Origin of the sequence: Pedobacter ginsengisoli, from assembly GCF_002736205.1 — a bacterium.
Taxonomy (GTDB): Bacteria; Bacteroidota; Bacteroidia; order Sphingobacteriales; family Sphingobacteriaceae; genus Pedobacter; species Pedobacter ginsengisoli_A.
The window spans coordinates 3315376-3335805 of record NZ_CP024091.1; the positions used below are offsets into that span (position 1 = coordinate 3315376).

Here is a 20430-nt window from a genome sequence, read left to right on the forward strand (position 1 = left end):
TAGTTTTTACTTTGGTTATTTTTGAAAATGTTCTGTGAGTCTTTTTGGCGCATATTTTTTAAGTTTGACAATTGAAGCGGCCTTGATTTGTCTTACTCTTTCCCGGCTGATATCGTTTTGTTCGGCCACTTCCTCAATGCTCATTAACCTCTGGCCACCAAGACCATAAAGTCCTTTGATAATTATCTTCTCTCTTTTTGTGAGTACCCCGAGGAGGTGATCAATATCGGCCTGCATAGATAGTCTGATCATTTCTTCGTCTGAGGCTGTAGCGTTAGGATCTTCCAAGTAGGCACTAAATTCCTGTTCGCTATCCTCATTGAGCTTTTCATCCAATGACTTGGTGATGAAATTCCAGCCAAGATGATTCAGCACAGCGATTTCTTTGATTTCAGACAATTCGGCAATTTCAGCTAAACTTGGCTCCCTTTCTAAATCCTGAGCTAAAGCCAGTTGACAACTTCTGATTTTTTGTACTGCCAGTATCTGATTCATTGGAACCCGGATTATTCTGATCTGTTCTGACATTGCCATCATAATTGCTTGCCTGATCCACCATACTGCATAGGAAATAAACTTAAAGCCCTTGGTCTCATCGAATCTTCGGGCGGCATTCAATAACCCGATATTGCCCTCATTGATCAGGTCACTAAGGGGTAATCCTTGGCCCTGATACTTTTTTGCGACTGAAATCACAAACCTAAGGTTTGCACTGACCAGTTTTTGTACAGCCGCCTCATCACCTTCCTTAATTCTTTTTGCCAGCTGTCCTTCTTCTTCTGGTTTGAGCAGCTGAATACGGCTTACCTCACTTAAATACCTGTTTAGCGAAACTTCATCCCTTTTCATGAAGGCTTGTTCTATCCTGATATCTCTCATGATGTTGCCTGTCTAGCTAATCCTACTGCGCCCTGTAAATCGTTAAGCGGAGCATGTAGCCCTAGCTCAGCTGCAAAGTCTCTCATCACTGTAACCAACACCTGAACACTCTCTATCGGCAGCGCATTGTATAGTGAGGCTCTGAAACCACCTACTGTTCTATACCCTTGTATACCAACGATATTCCTTTCTGTAGCGAATGTTAAAAATACCTTCTCAAGGGACTCATCGTACATTTTAAAAGTCACATTCATTCGCGAACGGTGTGCCGGCTGAGCCAATCCATAGAAAAGGGGATTTTCATCAATTTCCTTGTAGAGCAGCATGGCTTTTTTTATATTCTTTTGCTCAATCCCAAGGATCCCTCCCTGGTCCTTAAGCCAGATCAGGTTCAACATAGCGGTATAAATTGCAAATACTGGTGGCGTATTATAAAGACTATTATTTGCCTCAAGAACCCGGTAATCAGACATAGCGGGGATTTCATGAGTAATGGTATCTATGAGTTCATTTTTAATAATGACCATTGTCATACCTGCCGGCCCCATATTTTTCTGTGCTCCTGCATAGATCAGATCAAACTTCCGTACATCAACCATCCGGGAAAAAATGTCTGAAGACATGTCACAGATCATAGGTATACCCTGCGTAGGAAATTCAAATTGCTCTGTACCTTCAATAGTGTTGTTTGAAGTAATGTGCAGATAGGCAGCTTCAGACGGCACGTCATAATAATCAGGAATATAGTTGTATTGTTTGTCTCTGGATGAACCCACTATCACCGGTGTTCCAAAATGCTTTGCCTCTTGAATTGCTTTCTGTGCAAAATATCCTGTATCCAGATAAGCTGCAACTGATTTCCCTTTTAGAAAGTTCATAGGAATCATACTGAACTGTGTACTTGCCCCCCCTTGCAGAAACAAAACAGCATAACTGTCAGGAATGTGCAGGAGCTCCCTCACCAGAAGCTGGGTTTTTAATACAACACTCTCAAACTCCGGGGAGCGATGAGACACTTCCAGAATCGACAACCCCATATCATTCCAGTCTATTACCGCATTCGCCGCCTGACACAATACCGACTCAGGCAGGATACATGGCCCGGCACCAAAATTATGTTTTTTATTTTCGTTCATTTATGAAAAAAGCTAGTTAGTTATCGCAGGTAAAGTTCTGAGGTTTAGCTTTTTGTTGCGTTATTTGATTTAACTTTGGTAAATTTTACCATCAGAACAGATTTACACATTATAAAATTTCGTCCTCTGAGATCGTAGCTAGATCGTGAGAATAATATTCTGTTTACTTCCTAACCTCATCATTTGTATTCTGTACACTAAGGGTTCAATATTGGTATCCATTTTAACTTTTTTTCTCAAACATCCCATCAAACCTCTGGTTTGTATACATTTGGTTCAGGATGGGGTCTTAAAAAATATCCAATCCGAAACCGACTAACTTAATGATTTATGGAACCTTTCAAACCTGATCAAACTGATATTGGCATTCTGCGCCTATTGCAGGAAGATGGCAAAATGCCCTATAAAGAACTCGCGGAAAAATTGGGTAAATCAATCAACCCAATAAATGAAAGAATAAAACGTCTAAAAGCTGAAGGTTATATCAGTGCCACAGTCGCATTACTGGATCTCCAAAAATTAGGTGGAACTTTCATTGCCTTCCCGCATATTAACCTAACCAATCATTTGGAATCCACAATGTCCCTGTTCATGGCAAAGATGGTAGAGTATCCGGAGGTCATGGAATGTTACCATTTAACAGGACATTATGATTTTATGCTCAAAGTAGTTATGCCAAGCATGGCACATTACAATACTTTTTTAAAGGAAAAAATCACCATTCTGCCCTATGTAGGGAATGTGCAAAGTTTTCTGGCACTTTCAGAGGTGAAACGCAAAATGACGTATCCATATTTATAGGACTAGGAGATCACCTCCTTCCGCAGCAGTTTCAAGATTCCAAATGAGTGAATTAACAATACTAAATAAACCTCACAGCACGGAAAGTTGATGATGTTGTTACTTTTGCGTGGGGATTATTCCGTATGTGGCCACCTCTTTCGCGGAACGTGGTTCTTCGTCAATTTTGGTGAAAATACAAATAATAATTACACGTTTATTCTTCAGTAAAACCTTTCCCTTTCACAAAAGTAATTCCTATTTTATCAAGCAGCGAGTTAAAATTGTTGTCCGCTAATTCTTTAGCGGACAACAATTTTAATTAACTTAAATATTATGAAGAAAATATTTGTAATTATTTGTTTGAGTACATTATCGAACTTGGTATTTTCTCAGGGAAAGTTGGAAATCTATGGTAATACTACTGGCCTTAAAGATGGTACAGAGTTAACAATTTACAGAGATCAGCCAAAGTTTATTGAACCTTCTTCGAAAAAAATAAAAGTTACAATCAATAATGGACACTTTTCTTTTTCAACAAACCAAGATGGAGCAGAGCTTTATTACTTCGAATTGTTTAAAAAAAGAAGATATTTCTTTTGTGACACGGGGAAATTCGAAATGAAAATCCCAAATGGCTCTATCGTTGACGCTGTTTTAAGTAACAATAGGGTTGGGAAAGATTATAATGACTTTTTAAATGGAAGGGATAGTGTAAGCCGAAAACAATACAGCAAAGCACTTAAGGCTTACGACGATTTTGTTTTGCACAAAAGTATAGACACCATTGCACGCGCTGAAATCTTAGCTAAAATTTCAGTTACAAAAGAAAAATATCAACAGAGTAAAGTTGATGATGGGTTGCGTTGGATATCAAAGAAACCCCAATCACTCATTAACACCTATGTTTTACATCAATTACTGGATATAATTCCTGATAATCAACTAACAAGCATCTACAACAAGCTTGCTAATAATGTAAGGAGTAACAGTTGGGGGAAGGATTTGAAATATAAAATAGACAGTCTCTTTGTAGGAGGTACTGCACCAGATTTTGAGCAAACAGATACTTCCAATAATGTAATTAACTTATCAAGTTTCAAAGGTAAATATGTGTTAATTGATTTCTGGGCAACATGGTGCATACCATGTAGATTAGAAATCCCCAAACTGATAAAAGCGAAGCAGCTGTTGGCTTCAGACAATTTTGAGATAATTAGTGTTTCCTTAGATGACAAATCCTCGCGGCAGAAATGGCTGGATGCAATAAAAAATGAAAAAATGGATTGGATGAATTTATCGACCTTGGACGGCTTCAGCAATGTGGTTGCTCGTAAATATCATGTTAAAGCGATTCCTAGTAGTTTTTTGATCGATCCAAATGGAAAAATTTTAGCAACAAATATCAGCGGAGAAATTTTATATAAAACTTTAAAAAAACTAGTTAGTGTTAGATAGGGTAATAAAAATGTTTATCACGCTGATATCAGAGGAAGATAATTATTGCTGTTTTGGCCCAAGTTGTATATTCTGATGAAAGTGGTTCTTCGTCACTTCTGGTGAATTATGCTGACTTTGCGAGAACCATATTTCTCAGCAACTGAAAACCCGCCCTGCCATACATTTTCCTTTTTATATTTTTGATCCGGTTTACCTGGCCCTCAACTTGCCCATTGCTTATATTTGTAATGACTGCATTATTTACTGCCTCGTAGTCCTTTAGTAGATTTTTGGCAAAGTTCTTCAATCCGCACTCAGACTTTACTGCCTCTTCAATCCAATTTTTTAGTAGCCCATCTTCCTTGGCAGCGAACAATTGCTTAAACCCCTTTACCAGTTGCTCCAGTTGTTTTATCTGTGGTAGCGTTTCGAATAGTAGTTTCAAGAAATCCCTGTCTTCATTACCCTGCAGATCTTCTGGTTCCATATAGAGCATTAGCGATAGTCTGGTAGGCGACCAGGTTTTTACCACTATTGGAGCTTCCGGTTTGGTTCTAATAAAGGCCTGCATGCTATAAACTTCGTTCATCTTGCAGCAAAACTGCGTATACTTCCCGTTAAAACCCATCTGTACAATTGATTTATGCAGTTCGCGGTATGTTTTACCTCTGTTCTCTTCCTGCAATAGAAAGTTAATGAAAGCTTCCAGATTGGTTGAACTTCTGGATTGCCTTTTTTCCAGCTGCTCCATTAATACATATTTCCTTACTGTACCACGCGCCAGCTTTGTAATTCTGGCAATTTGCCTTAATGTAATTCCAGTGCTGTGCAGCTCTTTAACCTTATCGAATTTGTGCTGTCTGGCAACACCAATATTTGCGGTTGAAATGTTCGGCTCTGCGGTCTCTAGTCTACTTGGAGCGGGCTGTTCAATCTCAACACGACTAGATATACCCCTTTTTGGATCATTATAAAGGGTAAATACTTCCCTCAGTTCTTTTCCCTTTGATTGAAAGATCCTTTTGGTTGCTTCTCCAAGGTTCATAAGTAGATGAAAGCGGTCTGCTACCTGGCTAGCATGAGGTGCACCAGTTTTTACCCCTAAGGCGTATGGCCCGTACCTATCTCTGGAAACGGTTGTTATTTCCGGATGCTTCCTGAGCCATTCGGCAAGAGTGCCCGACTCGCGGTCAGGCAGCAGGTCTAATACTTCTTTTCTTTCCAGATCGACAATAACAGTTCCGTACGTCTTCCCTTTTTTGAACGCCCAGTCATCTACACCTTTGATAACCCGCAATATAGTGGTTGGGCTGACGGGCACTCCAACATAGCGACTGATTGCCGCACCTGTATTTCCTCCCAACTCAAGTGCCATCCGCATCAGAAGGTCATTTGACCGAACCATTCTTCTGTAGTAAGGCCTGATTTCATAATCGAAGCGTTCAGTAAATACTTTTCTGGGGCATACCGCATTATCACAAAAGTATTTCCTGGCTTTGAGCTTAACTTTTGCCATGTGTCCCGAAATCGGCAGGTCTAAAAGGGTTCTGGAATACCTGCTATGGATTCTTTTGCTTCTTTTGCCACAAATTGGACAAGCTGAATATTTTTGACAAACAGCAGTGTGAATATAAAGTACTCCTGGCTCAGAATAGATTGTTTCAGCTTTTAGCTGTAAATTAGAAGGAAGGATAAATTGTGGTATCATAATACAATAGTATATTATAAAATTACACATATATTATTCTTATGTTTGTATTCATTAAAAGAAAAGTATCGTGGGTAAATCTGTATTAAAGGTGCAGCGATTGGAAGCTGGAGAGATAAAGAAGCTATTAAATACAAATGACGCTTACACAGTAGGCGTAAGGTTATATCTTGTGTATCTGGTAGCTTTAGGTCATTCAAGCAGGAAGTTGTCTGAACTTCATAATATCAGCTTCAAGCAGATTACGAATTGGGTACATCGATTTGAAGAAGATGGCGTCGAGGGGCTAAAGGACAAAAAAGGCCGGGGAAGGCGAAGCGCTATGTCAGATGGACAACTGAACCGGATAAAGGAACTGGTTCTAAATGAAAGCCCCGCCAATTATGGCTTCCTCTCAGAAAAATGGACAGGACCGCTACTGGCACAGTGGATTAAAACAGAATACGGGTTAGAGTATCAAAAAGCACAGGTATACAATCTTCTAGAAAAGGTAGGGATCACTTTTGAAAAAAAAGCTGGCTTAGTTACAAAAGTGTAATTATTTAATATACTTTCACCAAAAGTGACGAAGAACCACTATCTGCGAAATATACAAGCATAGGCCGTTTCAGATAAAAAATTTAATGTCGATAGAATGGAAACCTGATTAAATCGGTTTGTTTTGATCAACCCATAAATTGCCTCGTGAAGGGCAGCATAATTATCGCTCTTGACGTTGACCCCGATTGTACCAGGTGTATTATCAGTAGTAATATGAATGAAGGAAATCAGCAAATGTTCAAGAGCTTTAGTTTTCATCTGAGAATACCCAATAGCTACCATTTCACGAATTCTCTGATCACTAACAGCTACCCTATCGCCTTTTGCGGCCAGGAACTGCAGCCATTCCCCTCCAAAATGCTTAGTAACCATGTTAATCGCCACCGGATTGATTTTTGTTGGTTGTATGTAGGGTTTAGATGCTGGACGAAATCGAATCTCTGGAAGAGCAGAAGGCTGCTTCTTTTTACTTGAAGCAACAATTATAATGATTAATAAAACGATACCTAAAAATATGAACATAGACGCTAATTTAAACCACTAATATAGCAAACTAATTCACCACAACAATGTGTAGTATACTTGCATCATCTATAGTTTTGTTCAGCTATTCAAATCCGAAATCGCTATTTCCGGGACATTTTCCAAATCAGGCAGAGCTTTAAACATGAGCTGATTCAACTGTCTGCTTAGCCGCTTTAGAAGGTTCTATTAATAGATTTCAAAAGCCTGCTGTAATTTGATGAGTATATAATTCGCATCTTTACCACCATACCCGCCAGATAGATGTGCATAAAGACCTTCTGAGAAATCGTCAGAATTCATTATCGTAGATAATTCACTTTTAAGATAGTCTTTTACGTCCGCTGGAGCAACAATAATCTGTTCAGCAAAGTCATCCGCATTTTCCCAAACATAAACCAGGTCTTCAAAATCCTTGCTTGTCCTGTAGTCACCCTTACCCCGACCTTTAAAAGCCTCCCATTTAGAAGCTACAAAATAAGGCATAGAAAATATGCGTACAGATGTTTCCGCATCTAAAGCCTTTGTTACCGCGTTGGCAAAACCATCAGGGTACCAAATATTACTAAAACCAATTACCTTAGGTTCTGTTGGCATCACATCCACAACAATCCCCTGTAACCTGTATCGGCAGATTACTCCGGATTCCACATCGTTCGCAAAGCCCAGCTCGCGCAACTTCTCATCTATCTCAGCATAACCTCCATAACTGGCGAGTTCCACAATCACATCCACATCATCCGTCGGCCTCACCTCTTCAGCCAGTTCAGGATCAGTAGCATAAAGCGAAACCGTAGCCCCACCGACAAACACATACTCTTGCTTAAGTCCATCCAGGACTTTACTAACCGCTTTGATGCGGGTTAAATTTTCATGCATAAATTCCGTTAAAATACATTTTCAACAATTCGACTGCCTTCTCACATTCCCTAACCTTACCAATTCTGATGGCATCGACAAGAGCAAGCATATCATACAAATGCCGATCAAGTTCAGCCGCACGTGCCTGATTGGCATATAGCGGATTAATCGATTGCCCTTTGGATTTACCCGATGGAAACGGCCAGACATAATCTTCCGATGAAGAAAAGAACTCCTTAAGTACAGGAGCACTATGCCCTGTTGGCATCCCTCTTTCAATCGCACCAAGTTCTGCCGGAAAAACAAAACGCAATCCATTCTCTATAAACTTCAGCATCGCATTTTTCATCACCTTCTTCTTATCCGGGCTAAGTAGCCCTGCAATCATAGATCTGTTTAACGATTCACTAATCTCTGAAGGACTAATAAACAAAGTTGCAGACAAATCTTTACTTAACCAGTGATTACCTTGAAAGGCAATGATCTTCAATAGCACCACAATGTCATGCGGTCTCATACCGTTATGTGCTTTCATACTGTAAATATAAAAATTTAATTCTCAATTCGCAAATCGCGAATTGAGAATTAAATCGATAAATTAAAATAAACACAAATTAATTCGCCTACCAGCTTTGAAAGCTGGTAGATAATTGTCACCAAACAAAAAAGAAAAAATTGGACAAATGATTTGAAATAAAAACGCACAGAAGAGAGTTTTGAAGGCAAAAAATTTGCTTTACTGCGAGATATACAAACATTATTTCATTTAGTGTAAGTAAAACACTATCTGACAATATGTATGATTTTTAGTCAAACTATGACAGTTTAACTTACTAAATATTTATTATTTGTCTGTTGATAAGTTTTTCATTACGATTTTTGCTGAGTGTTATAATGGAAGAGATTTCCCAATTCTTCACAGAAATTAATTTAATTGGCAAAAAAGCTAACATTCATAGCGTAACATCAAAGATGAAGCCAAAAATATTAGCATTACATCTGTCTAACTGACATATAACTATTGGCTGATTAATTGTGAGAGGTCTTTTGGTAAAGCCTGCAAAAATTTTAGCGGATCGATGCAGGCCTAACCTTACATAGCATCGGGTTGCTGGATAGCAACCAAGGTTATATTTTGTATAACGCCGCAAAGGTATAAATAGTTTTCATTCCTCAAATTATTTTTTCCCTTGTTTCGCCACCAGAATATACCCTCTACGTGCTTTATGAAAACACCTTGCAATGTGAGGTGTAATTAACGCCCTGCGTTCAATGCCATTGGCAAAGGGAATTGTACAACCTAATTTTTAAAAGCATGGCAAGAAACGGTAAGACTGGCGATGGCCAAAGAAATGGAGCAGTAAGAGTGCGTATTCCGGTGAAAGTGGTTCTCCGTCACTTTTGGTGAAAGTATATTAAAAAACTACACGTTATTTGTTAACCCCTGCTTCTTTTTAAAGGTTACGCCAACTTTTTCTAGCAAGTTGTATACCTGTGCTTTCTGATACGCTAAACCGTATTCCTGTTTAATCCATTTGACCAAGGTTGGTCCAGTCCACCTGTTTGATTCAAGCCCATAGTCTGAGGGGATCTGTTTTAGAACAACTGTTTTTATTCTTTCAAGCTGTTCATTCGACAATGCGCTATGCCGTCCTCTTCCTTTCTTGTCCTTTAGTCCTTCTATGCCTTCATTCTCAAAACGATGCACCCAGTTGGTTATCTGTTTAAAACTTATATTATGAAGTTCAGACAGCTTTCTGCTGGAATGTCCCAATGCAACCAGGTAAACAATATTAAGCCTTGCTCCAACTGTGTAAGCTTCATTCCTGTTTAAGATTTTCTTTATTTCATCAGCTTCTGCACGCTGAATCTTCAATACTGATTTTCCCACGGTGGCTTTTTTTAAGACCAACAAATATAAGTGTAAGTATGTGTAATTTTATAATATACTTTTTATTATGATATCGCAATTTATACTTCCTACAAATGTGCAGCTTCGAGCTGACTCAATCCATTCGGAACCAGGAATACTATATATTGATACCTCTGTATGTCAAACCTGTTCAATCTGCCCTGTTTGTAATAAAAAGAGCAGTAAAATTCATAGTCGGTATTCCAGGACTCTTTTGGATTTACCTATTTCCGGCCATTTGTCAAAAGTTCAACTTAAAGCTAGAAAATATTTCTGTGATAACCCTGAATGCCCCAGGAAAGTCTTTACCGAACGGTTTGATTGTGAAATCAAACCATACTACAGAAGGATGATCCGATCGAATGATCTTCTCACCAGAATGGCCCTTGAGCTTGGCGGGAATACAGGAGCAGCTATTAGCCGGTACGCCGGTGTGCCTGTAAGCCCGTCCACAATATTAAGAGTGGTAAAGCGTTTGGATATCCAACCTAAAAAACTAACATCAGGCGTTATTGGCGTAGATGACTGGGCATTTAAAAAAGGAAAAACTTACGGAACGGTCATCGTTGATTTAGCGAAAAAAGAAGTTGTAGATCTGTTGCCGGACCGGGAGTCGGCTACTTTATCCGAATGGCTGAAACAACATCCCGAGATAAAAACGGTTTCAAGAGATAGATACGGCCCATATGCATTAGGTATAAAGACAGGAGCGCCTGATGCCAGTCAGGTTGCAGACCGCTTTCACCTGCTTATGAATCTCGGGGATGCGACTAAAAGGATATTTCAATCGAAGGGAAAAGAACTCAGGGAGGCATTTACACTTTATAATCAGCATAATCAGCCGAAAAATCAGCCTGCTAAGGCCATTGAGACCGAATCAGCAGTTCAAAATATGCTACAGATTACAGAAGATACTTTAACAACTGCCAATATCAGTATTGACAAGCTACACAAGTTCGAAAAAGTCAAAGATCTTTATAGTAAGGGTAACAGTATAAGACAGATTGCCAAGACTGTAAAATTAACCCGTACAACCGTGAGAAAATACACGATGATGGAACAGCTGGTTAAAAGACAGGCACATACCACGACTAATCTGGACGCCTTTATTGATTTTTTGATGCAGGAAGAAAATAGAGTAAAAACTTACCGGGAATTGCATAAAACGATTGTTGAGATGGGTTTTAATGGGAAGTACACCCAGTTTTGCAATAAAATGAATGAGCTTAAGAATACGCAACCAGCTCTTAGACCGAAATCCACAGGTCCAATACTGGTAAAAACTTGGTCTCCCACCAGATTATCACTTATGCTATACATGGAGCCCTGCGAACTAAAAAGAGCTGATGACAAAGATTTTCTAAAGCTTCTATTTGAAAAATACCCACAAATGAAGAAAATGGAAAAGTTAGTTAAAGGCTTTAAAAACCTATTTAAGACTAAAAAGGATGGCACGCTGAAAACCTGGATTGAAGAGGTGTTTGAATCTGATTGCGGTTTGAACAATTTTGCAAAAAACCTTTTAAAAGACTATGATGCAGTAAATAACGCAGTGATAACCAATATAAGTAATGGGCAGGTTGAAGGGCAGGTCAATCGTATTAAAACAATTAAAAGAAAGATGTACGGCAAGGCAGGGTTTCAGCTGCTAAGGAAAATGGTACTTGCAAAATCAGCATAATTCACCAAAAGTGACGGAGAACCACTTTCATCGGAATATGCAGAAAAGGTACAAAATCAGTTTATCACTAGTAGAGATAAATAATTATAGCAACAATATAATTTTTAAGCGAAAAACGGTCACGTTACACATAACCTAGTGATCCCTTTTTGAATAACTTCCAATCCCAATCTAAACCAATTTGTTCCAAAATAAGGCAAGACCGAACTATTCAAAACCATATTTTGAGATTCCTACATAGAAAAGGGTGGAAGATTCTTAGCGGACTAAAATCAAAAAACAGATTAGATTGCCGAGCAAAATAACTATTAGTTTTTCTTTTGGCATACAATATACCAAAATCGTTGTAAGGGTTTACCACCCAAATCCTCCAATGGTTCATTTGTTATTTCAGCATCGATCAAGTCATAGCCCCCAAATGCCGATTTGATGGAATCCGAGTCGTAAAAGAATAAATTGACGCCGGGAAATGATGAGAAGGTATCCTGACCGATCTCTATTCCCTTGCCATACCTAAAATCTGTTTTTGCAATAGATACAAAAATCATATAACCACCAGGCTTAAGCTGGTTATAACAATCTTCAATCAATTTTGCTCTTTCTTCAGCGTTTAACAAATGGATTAAAGCATAACAGAAAATACCATCATAAAATTCTTGGTCAAAAGGCATTGAACCAACACTTCCATGATACACTTTTATTTGATCTCCAAAGTGTTTTTTTGAGATATCAATCGCACTTTCGGAAATCTCAATCCCTGTTATCTTGAATCCATCATCGGTAAAAACTTTTGCGTTTCTCCCATAACCATATCCCGGAATGAGGATGTTAGTTAATTCATGCTTTCTAAATAATTCTAAGGTTGATATAGCCGAATCAGCAGGTTCCCAGCCCCACATTTCTTGTCTATCCCTAAAACTGTTCTCCCAAAATTCTGTCATAATATACTATTTGTTTATTTTTATTAAGGCATCTCATACGCAATTTAGTTGCATTACTGAAATATAAAAGTAACATTATTCTTTTCATATTGTTAAGGTATCATCGTTTTTTTAAACAACGTGACTTACGATTCACAATAAATTCAAATGGGAAAAGTCTTTAGTTGGACATTTAGGCAAAATTCTGTTTATCACTAGTAGAGATAAATCTTTTTTTTCGGTGGGTTTTAAAAAGTTTATTTATCTCTACTAGAGTAGTTTCAATTTTCGATGGCCGGAATTTCGGGCTTATGAAAAATTTCATCCAGACGAGCAGGCGAAGTATAACGGCAATAAATGCCGCCAGACTATTGAATCAACATGGTACAGAAGTCAGTCTGGAACGTGCAAAACTTATTTTGGACTTCCTTTACAAATTCGCTAAATTATCTGCTGTACAGGCCATTAATGGGGATTCCGGTAAAAAACCCCTAGAGAAAAAGACTCCTCGTAACCTGTACAAGTAGAAACTAATTTTAAAACTGAAATGAAAGGAGAAATTAAATGAAAAAAGCGTGTTTATACATTAGGGTAAGTACTGATGAACAGGCGGACAAAGGCTTTTCCCAAAGGGATCAGGCCGAGCGGTTACAAATTCATTGTGCGAAAAATGACATCGATGTCGGCAAAATCATTTTTGAAGATTATTCTGCCAAGACCTTCAACCGTCCTGAATGGACGAAATTAATGGCTGAAATGAGAAAATCAAAAGGAAAAGATTTTGATTATGTTATGTTTACCAAATGGGACAGGTTCAGCCGGAATACAGCTGATGCTTATCAGATGATCCGTATCCTTACTGTAGATTACCAAATTGAGCCCATTGCAATAGAACAGCCCTTAGACTTGGCTGTACCGGAAAGTAAGACCATTCTGGCCGTTTATCTATCTATGCCAGAAGTAGAGAATGACAGAAGAGCGTTAAACGTAACCTACGGGATGCGCAGAGCCAAGAAAGAAGGTCGCTGGATGGGGCTACCTCCAACAGGTTATAAAAATAAGATCACTGAGAATGGTAAAAAATATATCGCCATCGACGAACCACAAGCCAGCCACATGAGATGGGCTTTTGAGCAGATTGCAGAAGGTATGCTGGCCATAGACCATGTGTGGATGAAGTCCAAGGAAAGGGGATTAAGATGCAGCCGTACCACTTTCTGGAAGCACATCACCAATCCTGGATATATCGGTAAAATACCGATCCCAGAATTTAAAGATGAAGAAGCTTACCTTGCTGATGGACAACATGCCCCCTTAATTTCCGAAGTTCTCTTTTATAAGGTACAGGAAGTACTAGAGTTGAGAAGGCGAAAGTTTGAAAAGAAAGGAACCAAAGCAGTATCGCCGCGTTCATTAGCACTACGGGGATTTCTGATCTGTCCAAAATGCGGCCACATCATGACAGGTAGTGCCTCCAGAGGAAGGCATAAAGCGTATTACCCGTATTACCATTGTAATCCAGTTGCGGAATAAGGTTTCAGGCAGATAAAGTAAACACGCTTTTTGAGCGTAACCTGAAACAATTTGTTCCTAAACCCGGTATGGCTGAACTTTTCAAGGCTGTTATTTGTGATTCCTATATAGAAAATGGTGGAAGATCCTTATCGAACCAAAATCAAAAAATTGATCAGATTTCAGAACAGAATAGCAGGAAAGCAAGAGCTTTAGAACTACTGATAAATAAATCCATCTCTAGCGACGAATATCAGCAAATCAGAAAAGAGTGCGAAAATGCCATTATCAGGCTTGAAGCAGAGCTGAAAGAGTTAAGTCAGCGAGTTGATGAGGATCTTGATATTGAGGGTTTGGCCGATTTAGCAGTAAATAACCTTAAAAACCTGCCTGAATTCTACGCAACAGCGGATTCTGATATAAAAAGGGCAATTGTGGGTTCGATCTATCCTGAAAAATGGGTTTTTGACGGCGAAAAACATCGAACCCCTGAAATTAATGAAGCGGCCCAACTTATCTTTCACATTAACAGGAAGTTAGGGCATAAAAAAACCGGAGTAAAATCTTTAGAAAATTTTTACTCCGGTGAGGTGCACTTGTAGGGGGCATTATCGAACAACTTATCCCCTTGATAATGTTATTTGATAAAATCGAATACAAGCACGAGAAGAGGGATTTTTGAGTATTTAGAGTCCCTTTACAATACAACAGCCAACCAGAAAACAACAGATTCTTTGAATTTTTGGTAGATGTTTTTAGCCGAGTTTACCCCTTAAAATACCAAACTTTATAATGATGTGGGGAGTAGAATAGAACCCGCTTTAAATGGCATCCAGCACGTATTTTGAATATTTACGGTAAAAGCCATAACTTACATCCTCAGATATTAAAAACCATTTATGACGCTTCGATACATTCAACCACCTGAGAAACTTGGAGAGGGATTCCTAAAGTTTGCGAAAGAAATTCACCAAAAAAGTTTATCACTTGAAACCAAATTTACTGAAGAAGAAATAGCGAACTTTTTTAACGAGAGTTTCTCAGGTAAGATAAGAGCAAACTTTCTTTTATGGATTGGAGACTTGAACAGATCGATAAAGGGCATCAACATTATAGTAGGTGACTTCTCCGAGATTAGAGCCGACAGAAATTCCTTGGGTGGCGATCCAGTGATTAGGAGCGAATTTCTATTTCAGGCTTTTTTCGGCGAGTTTTTTAGGCTGAAAGAGATCTCCAAAATATTTCTCAAACTGCTATACAAGCACAAAGTACTGTCAACAAAAGAAAAAGATATGCTCAACGACAGTTATTTTAAGGTATTCGAATGGGTATATGAAGTTCGTAACATGATTATTCATCAAGGAGTGACTTTTAAAAACTATGATGTAGAGCTTCCTATGGATTTCCTGACGGACATTTCGGACGAGGAAAAAGCAAAGTTCCAGGAGCTACTTGAAAATTATAATGATAGGGATGGAACCGTAGAAATCCAATGTGCATTTTACACCTCGATAATTCGCAACATCATGAACACTTTCCTTGAATTCCAGGAAAAAGTGGGCCAAACTTTAGCTGAACTGATCCTGCTTTATGAAGAACATGCTATGTCTATTACGGTTAGCGATCATGCCGATACTGAAATACTCAACCCTGGTAAATAAAAAAAGAAGACGGCTTTTCACGATGTGCAATCGGCATAAACTAAATATTATCACCGGACTGAAAAATATCTATTTCCGGGCCACAACCAAAACCACTCATTAGATTTTAACGAACTCTACCCTTCTGTTTTCCGCTTTTCCTGATGCGGTTGAATTGCTACCAACAGGTTCGCTTGCGCCTTTTCCATCTGTAACAATCTGGCCGTCATCTATACCAAATTCCTCTGTCAATACTTTTTTTACAGATGCAGCGCGTTTTTTGGAAAGCGCCAGGTTTGTCTCTTCTGATCCCTCATTATCAGTATGTCCAACAATTTTAATTTTAATACCTGACGATTCTTTAATTGCAGCGGCAATTTCTTTAATAAGACCAAACGATTCAGGTTTGATTTTATCAGAATTTGTATCGAATAAAATACCATTTGTTACAAAGCGCCCCTGTTCTAATAATTTAGACCTTGTATCCGGCTGACCGGCGCCGATACGCAGGTTGCTTAAGTAAAAGGCGGGATAGCCCTCTTTCGTTTTGGCTCCGCTGAAAAGTAATTGATTAAAATTGGCTGCTGTTGCCACTGCAGTTGGTACATCAAGCACCTTATCAGCGTTGTACCAAAGTCTTAGGCGCTCCTTTTGTATAGCAATTGCCACATGAATTACTGAGCCATAGTTACTCTGAAACCCTGTCAGGAATATTTTGTCTGATTTTAATTTCTGCTTGGCATTTTCCCTGGAATCAAGAGAAACGGTCGCTTTTTCACGACTAAAGGACGTAGAGAAATAAAGAATATTTTTCAGCGCATAATTATAAACATCCAACCTTTTGGCCCTATCTCCGCGATCGAAAACCTCAAACTGAAAGCCAGGAAAAACTGCTGAAGAATTTAACGAAAGATTAAGAAAAACATCGAATTCCACGGTGAAATTCTCTGGTAATTTAATTGTAGGCGATAGGAATTGTCCAGAATTAAATTGAAGCCATTTACCCTGTTGACCGTCTAATTTTACGATCTCGGCAGATCCAGTTGTAAACCATTTCAGCGGAAACTCACCAATGACATCCTGCTCGAAATTATCATAAAGCAACGTTTTCTCACCTGGTATAAAATCAAATTTGGTATAAGAGGCAGCCAATTTTCCTGACTTGGAACTCTCTGAAGCTTTCTCTCCTTTTGTCCCATCCTGCGCAGCATCTTTTTTTGCCTTTGTAGAACCGTTCCCATCAATCGCTTTCTCAGCTTTCTGCGTGCTTTTCTTAATCAACAGATCACTACCTGCATTTGCCGCTTTTTCGCCCAGTCGTTTGAGAAATCCCTGACTGCGGGCACTCAGGGTCATTGCCTGAATCACAAGCACTACTAAAAATAATTTTTTAAACATTTTCTAAGGAATTAGTTAGGAATCAAAGAACGGAAACAAGCAAATAAGTTAAAATATTTATCTGCTGACTAACACGAAACAGGGGTCGGAAAACAGCTAATATACCATGTGGGCCTTTAAGCATTCAAAAACTGAATTTCATCTGCTTATAGACATTTTAGTCTACATTGACTGTATTTGATAGACGCCACGTTAGAAAACACCATAGAAAGCCCCTATTATAGATAAAACACAATTGATCTGATCGCCTTATCGGTTATTCGTCGACAAACATCAGTTGTTTATCGACATCAAAGGGTGATTATATGCAACTCAGTATAGAAATAACTTCCTATGATTATCTTTATAGGATAATGAATGCAACAGTAAAAAAGGGCTTTTGAATTTCAACTAAAAGCAGCGCTTTTGGTTATTAATCGATAATAGCATTCCATATACAAACGAGTATTGAAAAAAGTTAAAATTATATTTGTCAATGGTTTATAAAAAAGTTTGGCATTTACGCAAGCAGGTTATTCCGCACCTGCTTTTTTGGATAAGTTGTACCGCATTTCTTACTCCCCTATTTATTATCGGCCTTCCAAGCTTTATAATCGGCTTGTCTTTGGTATTGAAGTGGCTTGAACTGATATATTCAAGTTCCTATATTTTTAACATTTATGTTGAAGAAAAAATGCATGTTGCGTTTATGGAGATCAATCTGAAAAAACAATCTTTTCCTAAACTGACAAAAACTGAACCCAACCACCACAAATAACTAAATAAAGTATCATGAAGATAAAGACATTAATAGTAGATGATGAACCACACGCCATTGAGGTAATTGAAAAATATGTTGAAGACTTTACAGAAATTGATCTTGTAGCAAAATGTAATACCGCGATACAGGCATTTCAGATTCTGCAAAAAACCAGGATAGATCTTATATTTTTAGATGTAAAGATGCCGGGTCTTTTAGGCACTAACCTTGTTAGGTCACTCAAGAATCCACCTAAGATTATTTTTACCACGGCTTACCAGGACTATGCCCTTGAAGGTTTTGATTTGAACGCCGTTGACTATCTATTAAAGCCCATCCCATTTGATAGATTTCTTAAGGCTATAGACAAGGTTTTTGAGGCTTATAAAGTCAACCATCACAGAGTAAGTATAGAGCAACAGGTGCCAGAACCAAAAGGCGACAACTTCCTATATTTAAGAGTTGAACGAAAAATGGTTAAAATTAATGTTATTGAAATATTCTGGATAGAAAGTCTCAAAGATTACATCAAGGTTGTTTTAAAAGATAAGGCACTGGTCAGCAAGCAGAAAATCAGTGTCATTGAGGAATTGCTTCCTGAAGAGAAATTTGTGCGAATTCACCGCTCATTTATTGTAGCAATTGATAAGGTGGAGAGTTATCACGCTTATGCGATCGAGATTCTGGGCAAAGAGCTGCCCATAGGCCGTAACTATAAGGCAGAATGCCGGAAAAGATTAAGGTTAATCAATTGATATTTTCTTCGAGAATTAATCAATCCCAGACAAGTCTCTCCACATTGATCGAAAGAAGCAGATATTACAGGTCACCATCTAAAATCACTATGGCGATTTTGTTCTTTCAAACACCTAGGGTTGTTTATACCAATGTGATGTCCCGAACTTTTGGATATCGAAAATATCTGCGTTTATTGATGCATTTATAGTAACGTTTGAATAAGTCGCATCCTCAACATGTTTTCCGCTTATAAATTGTTGAGCAGCTACTGGAAACCAGACCAGCCCATAGGTTTTTATTTTGTACCTGGTATCGCGTACTCTTCTGCCAATGAAATCTATGAATCTTACAGGGTAAAGTCCTTGTAAATCGTACCATATTTGTACACCAGATTTACCTTCTGTGTTTGTGGCGCCGAGCACGTAAATCTTTTTTCCCTCCCACATCCCAAAACATGATTTGTTTATATCTACGCCATTGCTTATTAGGTACTTTTTAACATCATCAATAGCATCATAGTATATATCGCCCAATATGTATTCATCCGGGTAACGGTTATTCACAAATCTTCCGGAACTTTGGTATGCTTTGAACAGAAAAAGCGAATCACCTTTTATGATGCTGGCATTACCATCGCCAGGATCACCATTATCAATTCTATGAAGTCCAGGATAAAGATCTGCATGATATTCTTTTCCTTCCTGACTCCTTCCATATTGGTCGCGACGTATTTGCTTGATATAGGTTATAGATTTCAGCCACTTCCCTTTGTAGCGTTTTTGAATGGTTTCCACGTTCACCGAAGTAGCTTGTGCGTTTAATTTCCCGGTTACTAAAACAAATATTAGAGATGTAAGGCAGCCGGCCAAACCAAGAATTTTTTTCTTCTTATTTAGCATAGGATATGACAGTTACTTTATTATTTTGGTTTTTTAATGTTTTTAAGTAGGCAAAAATAGCGCCCAGGTCAATCTCGGTCATGCCGCCGTACATTGTCCATGGCATAGGAGAATTTAATTGCCCTGCCGATAGTTTTGCTGGTTTGGATTCAGAATTGGTATGTGTTTTGAACCTGCGAACAAACATATCCTTGGTCCAGTTTCCTATTCCGGTAGCTTTATCCATTGTAATATTAGGTGCCCGTATCACACCTGCCGGCAGTATAAATTCCATTCCACCTCCAAATTCGCTGCCTGCTACTATCACACCTTTTTCTTGCTTGCTATGGCAGTCTACGCATCCTGCAGCATTAACTAGGTAGCCTCCATAATGAACTGTATCGGACAATGCTGGCATATCTGAGTGTTCCGGCTGCTTTGGACCGAGCTTATTTAAGAGATTAACCGGAAAATCCAGGTCAGGCGCCGGCGTGTCATTCTTAATAGGTTTAAGTGTTCTTAAATAAGCTATAATACTGAATACGTCGTCTTTACTCATCTTTCCAAAGCGCTGATAGCCCATTACAGGAAAAAGGGCATGCCCATCTTTGCCGACACCCGAGGTGATGGCACGATAAATCTCGCCATCAGTCCAGGAGGAGAGTTTGTATGGAGTAAGGTTCGTTGAGTAGATATTGCCTGGAAACCCTGCTTTTTTATCAAAATGCTCTCCTCCACGTCCTTCACTGCCCGGTACTATAGGGCCACCAAAAGCATTCCAGTCACGAGTACTATGGCAATCCATACATACTGTCACATGGTTCGCAAGGTACCTACCCCGCTCAACTGTCTGCGTGGTTTTCTTCACTTTAAGTTCAGGTGCAACACCGACATTTGGAAGAGCAAAATTTAAATATAAACCAGATGTAAGGCCTAACAGAATAACAAAGACAAGGGTTATGCCAAGTACTTTTAATATTTTCATAATGAGTTGTTTAAAAAAACAAATTTCAGCAGACGCTAGCTGTTCTACACCATTGATCGATAAAAGACACATTAATGTAGACAAAAGCTTTTCTTTGCGGGACGAATGGACATGATATGTTTCTTCAATATCCAATTCTTCAAGGCACCCTACGAGCATTG

At 38.7% G+C, this 20430-nt stretch carries 20 protein-coding genes; 9 read left to right on the forward strand and 11 right to left on the reverse strand.

The annotated features are described in order from the left end of the window. Nucleotides 1–15 precede the first annotated feature (15 nt). On the reverse strand, nt 16–879 hold the full coding sequence (locus CPT03_RS13655) for an RNA polymerase sigma factor RpoD/SigA (RefSeq protein ID WP_099439368.1): 864 nt from the start codon (nt 877–879) through the stop codon (nt 16–18). Then, entirely contained in the window at nt 876–2015 is a 1140-nt protein-coding gene (serC, locus tag CPT03_RS13660) for a 3-phosphoserine/phosphohydroxythreonine transaminase (RefSeq protein ID WP_099439369.1), read from the reverse strand. Before serC ends, CPT03_RS13655 begins: the two co-directional genes overlap by 4 nt. Before the next feature lie 330 nt (nt 2016–2345). On the opposite strand from serC, the gene CPT03_RS13665 reads away from it, so the two are divergent. Then, nucleotides 2346–2816, forward strand: coding sequence for an Lrp/AsnC family transcriptional regulator (locus tag CPT03_RS13665; protein WP_099439370.1), 471 nt, complete (start codon nt 2346–2348; stop codon nt 2814–2816). A 315-nt stretch (nt 2817–3131) separates the two neighbouring features. Further along, nucleotides 3132–4253 carry a TlpA disulfide reductase family protein gene (locus CPT03_RS13670; RefSeq protein ID WP_099439371.1) on the forward strand — a complete coding sequence of 374 codons (1122 nt, stop codon included), beginning with the start codon at nt 3132–3134 and terminating at the stop codon, nt 4251–4253. A gap of 106 nt (nt 4254–4359) precedes the next feature. Here CPT03_RS13670 and CPT03_RS13675 read toward each other — a convergent pair whose 3' ends face one another. Beyond that, a complete protein-coding gene (locus CPT03_RS13675) occupies nt 4360–5943 on the reverse strand; it encodes an ISL3 family transposase (RefSeq protein WP_157766444.1) in 1584 nt (527 codons plus the stop codon). A gap of 70 nt (nt 5944–6013) precedes the next feature. Between CPT03_RS13675 and CPT03_RS13680 the strand changes: the two genes are divergently transcribed. Next, complete coding sequence (locus CPT03_RS13680; protein WP_157766445.1) at nt 6014–6481, forward strand: helix-turn-helix domain-containing protein; 468 nt, start codon at nt 6014–6016, stop codon at nt 6479–6481. 38 nt (nt 6482–6519) lie between these two features. On the opposite strand, the gene CPT03_RS13685 is transcribed toward CPT03_RS13680, so the two are convergent. The 4 genes from CPT03_RS13685 to CPT03_RS13700 all read right to left on the reverse strand — a co-directional run bounded on the left by CPT03_RS13685 (nt 6520) and on the right by CPT03_RS13700 (nt 9757). Next, entirely contained in the window at nt 6520–7005 is a 486-nt protein-coding gene (locus CPT03_RS13685; RefSeq protein WP_099439374.1) for a hypothetical protein, read from the reverse strand. Between the two features lie 189 nt (nt 7006–7194). Further along, complete coding sequence (locus tag CPT03_RS13690; RefSeq protein ID WP_048903955.1) at nt 7195–7884, reverse strand: nucleotidyl transferase AbiEii/AbiGii toxin family protein; 690 nt, start codon at nt 7882–7884, stop codon at nt 7195–7197. Continuing rightward, nucleotides 7877–8401 carry a hypothetical protein gene (locus CPT03_RS13695; RefSeq protein ID WP_048903954.1) on the reverse strand — a complete coding sequence of 175 codons (525 nt, stop codon included), beginning with the start codon at nt 8399–8401 and terminating at the stop codon, nt 7877–7879. The genes CPT03_RS13690 and CPT03_RS13695 overlap by 8 nt, the downstream gene beginning before the upstream one ends. An 888-nt stretch (nt 8402–9289) precedes the next feature. Next, on the reverse strand, nt 9290–9757 hold the full coding sequence (locus CPT03_RS13700) for a helix-turn-helix domain-containing protein (RefSeq protein WP_157766446.1): 468 nt from the start codon (nt 9755–9757) through the stop codon (nt 9290–9292). A 67-nt stretch (nt 9758–9824) separates the two neighbouring features. On the opposite strand from CPT03_RS13700, the gene CPT03_RS13705 reads away from it, so the two are divergent. Continuing rightward, entirely contained in the window at nt 9825–11459 is a 1635-nt protein-coding gene (locus tag CPT03_RS13705; protein ID WP_099439376.1) for an ISL3 family transposase, read from the forward strand. Between the two features lie 308 nt (nt 11460–11767). Here the strand turns inward: CPT03_RS13705 and CPT03_RS13710 are convergent, their stop codons facing one another. Next, entirely contained in the window at nt 11768–12400 is a 633-nt protein-coding gene (locus CPT03_RS13710; protein ID WP_099439377.1) for a class I SAM-dependent methyltransferase, read from the reverse strand. 290 nt (nt 12401–12690) lie between these two features. Between CPT03_RS13710 and CPT03_RS13715 the strand changes: the two genes are divergently transcribed. The 4 genes from CPT03_RS13715 (at nt 12691) to CPT03_RS13730 (ending at nt 15552) form a co-directional block, all read left to right on the forward strand. After that, a complete protein-coding gene (locus CPT03_RS13715; RefSeq protein WP_099439378.1) occupies nt 12691–12906 on the forward strand; it encodes a hypothetical protein in 216 nt (71 codons plus the stop codon). Nucleotides 12907–12943: 37 nt separating this feature from the next. Further along, on the forward strand, nt 12944–13912 hold the full coding sequence (locus tag CPT03_RS13720) for a recombinase family protein (RefSeq protein ID WP_099439379.1): 969 nt from the start codon (nt 12944–12946) through the stop codon (nt 13910–13912). Nucleotides 13913–13980: 68 nt separating this feature from the next. Continuing rightward, complete coding sequence (locus tag CPT03_RS13725; RefSeq protein ID WP_099439380.1) at nt 13981–14493, forward strand: hypothetical protein; 513 nt, start codon at nt 13981–13983, stop codon at nt 14491–14493. Nucleotides 14494–14790: 297 nt separating this feature from the next. Continuing rightward, nucleotides 14791–15552 (forward strand): hypothetical protein, encoded by a 762-nt coding sequence (locus tag CPT03_RS13730; protein WP_099439381.1) that lies wholly within the window; start codon nt 14791–14793, stop codon nt 15550–15552. Nucleotides 15553–15651: 99 nt separating this feature from the next. Here CPT03_RS13730 and CPT03_RS13735 read toward each other — a convergent pair whose 3' ends face one another. Then, nucleotides 15652–16929 carry an OmpA family protein gene (locus tag CPT03_RS13735; RefSeq protein WP_099439382.1) on the reverse strand — a complete coding sequence of 426 codons (1278 nt, stop codon included), beginning with the start codon at nt 16927–16929 and terminating at the stop codon, nt 15652–15654. 771 nt (nt 16930–17700) lie between these two features. Here CPT03_RS13735 and CPT03_RS13745 point away from each other — a divergent pair. Next, nucleotides 17701–18423: a LytR/AlgR family response regulator transcription factor gene (locus CPT03_RS13745; protein WP_099439384.1), complete on the forward strand. Its 723-nt coding sequence runs from the start codon at nt 17701–17703 to the stop codon at nt 18421–18423. Between the two features lie 114 nt (nt 18424–18537). On the opposite strand, the gene CPT03_RS13750 is transcribed toward CPT03_RS13745, so the two are convergent. Both CPT03_RS13750 and CPT03_RS13755 read right to left on the reverse strand, forming a co-directional pair. Continuing rightward, the gene (locus CPT03_RS13750; protein WP_099439385.1) at nt 18538–19305 is read right to left on the reverse strand and encodes a hypothetical protein; all 768 of its coding nucleotides are present in this window, start codon (nt 19303–19305) and stop codon (nt 18538–18540) included. After that, nucleotides 19295–20269: a c-type cytochrome gene (locus tag CPT03_RS13755; RefSeq protein WP_172954185.1), complete on the reverse strand. Its 975-nt coding sequence runs from the start codon at nt 20267–20269 to the stop codon at nt 19295–19297. Before CPT03_RS13755 ends, CPT03_RS13750 begins: the two co-directional genes overlap by 11 nt. Nucleotides 20270–20430: the final 161 nt, after the last annotated feature.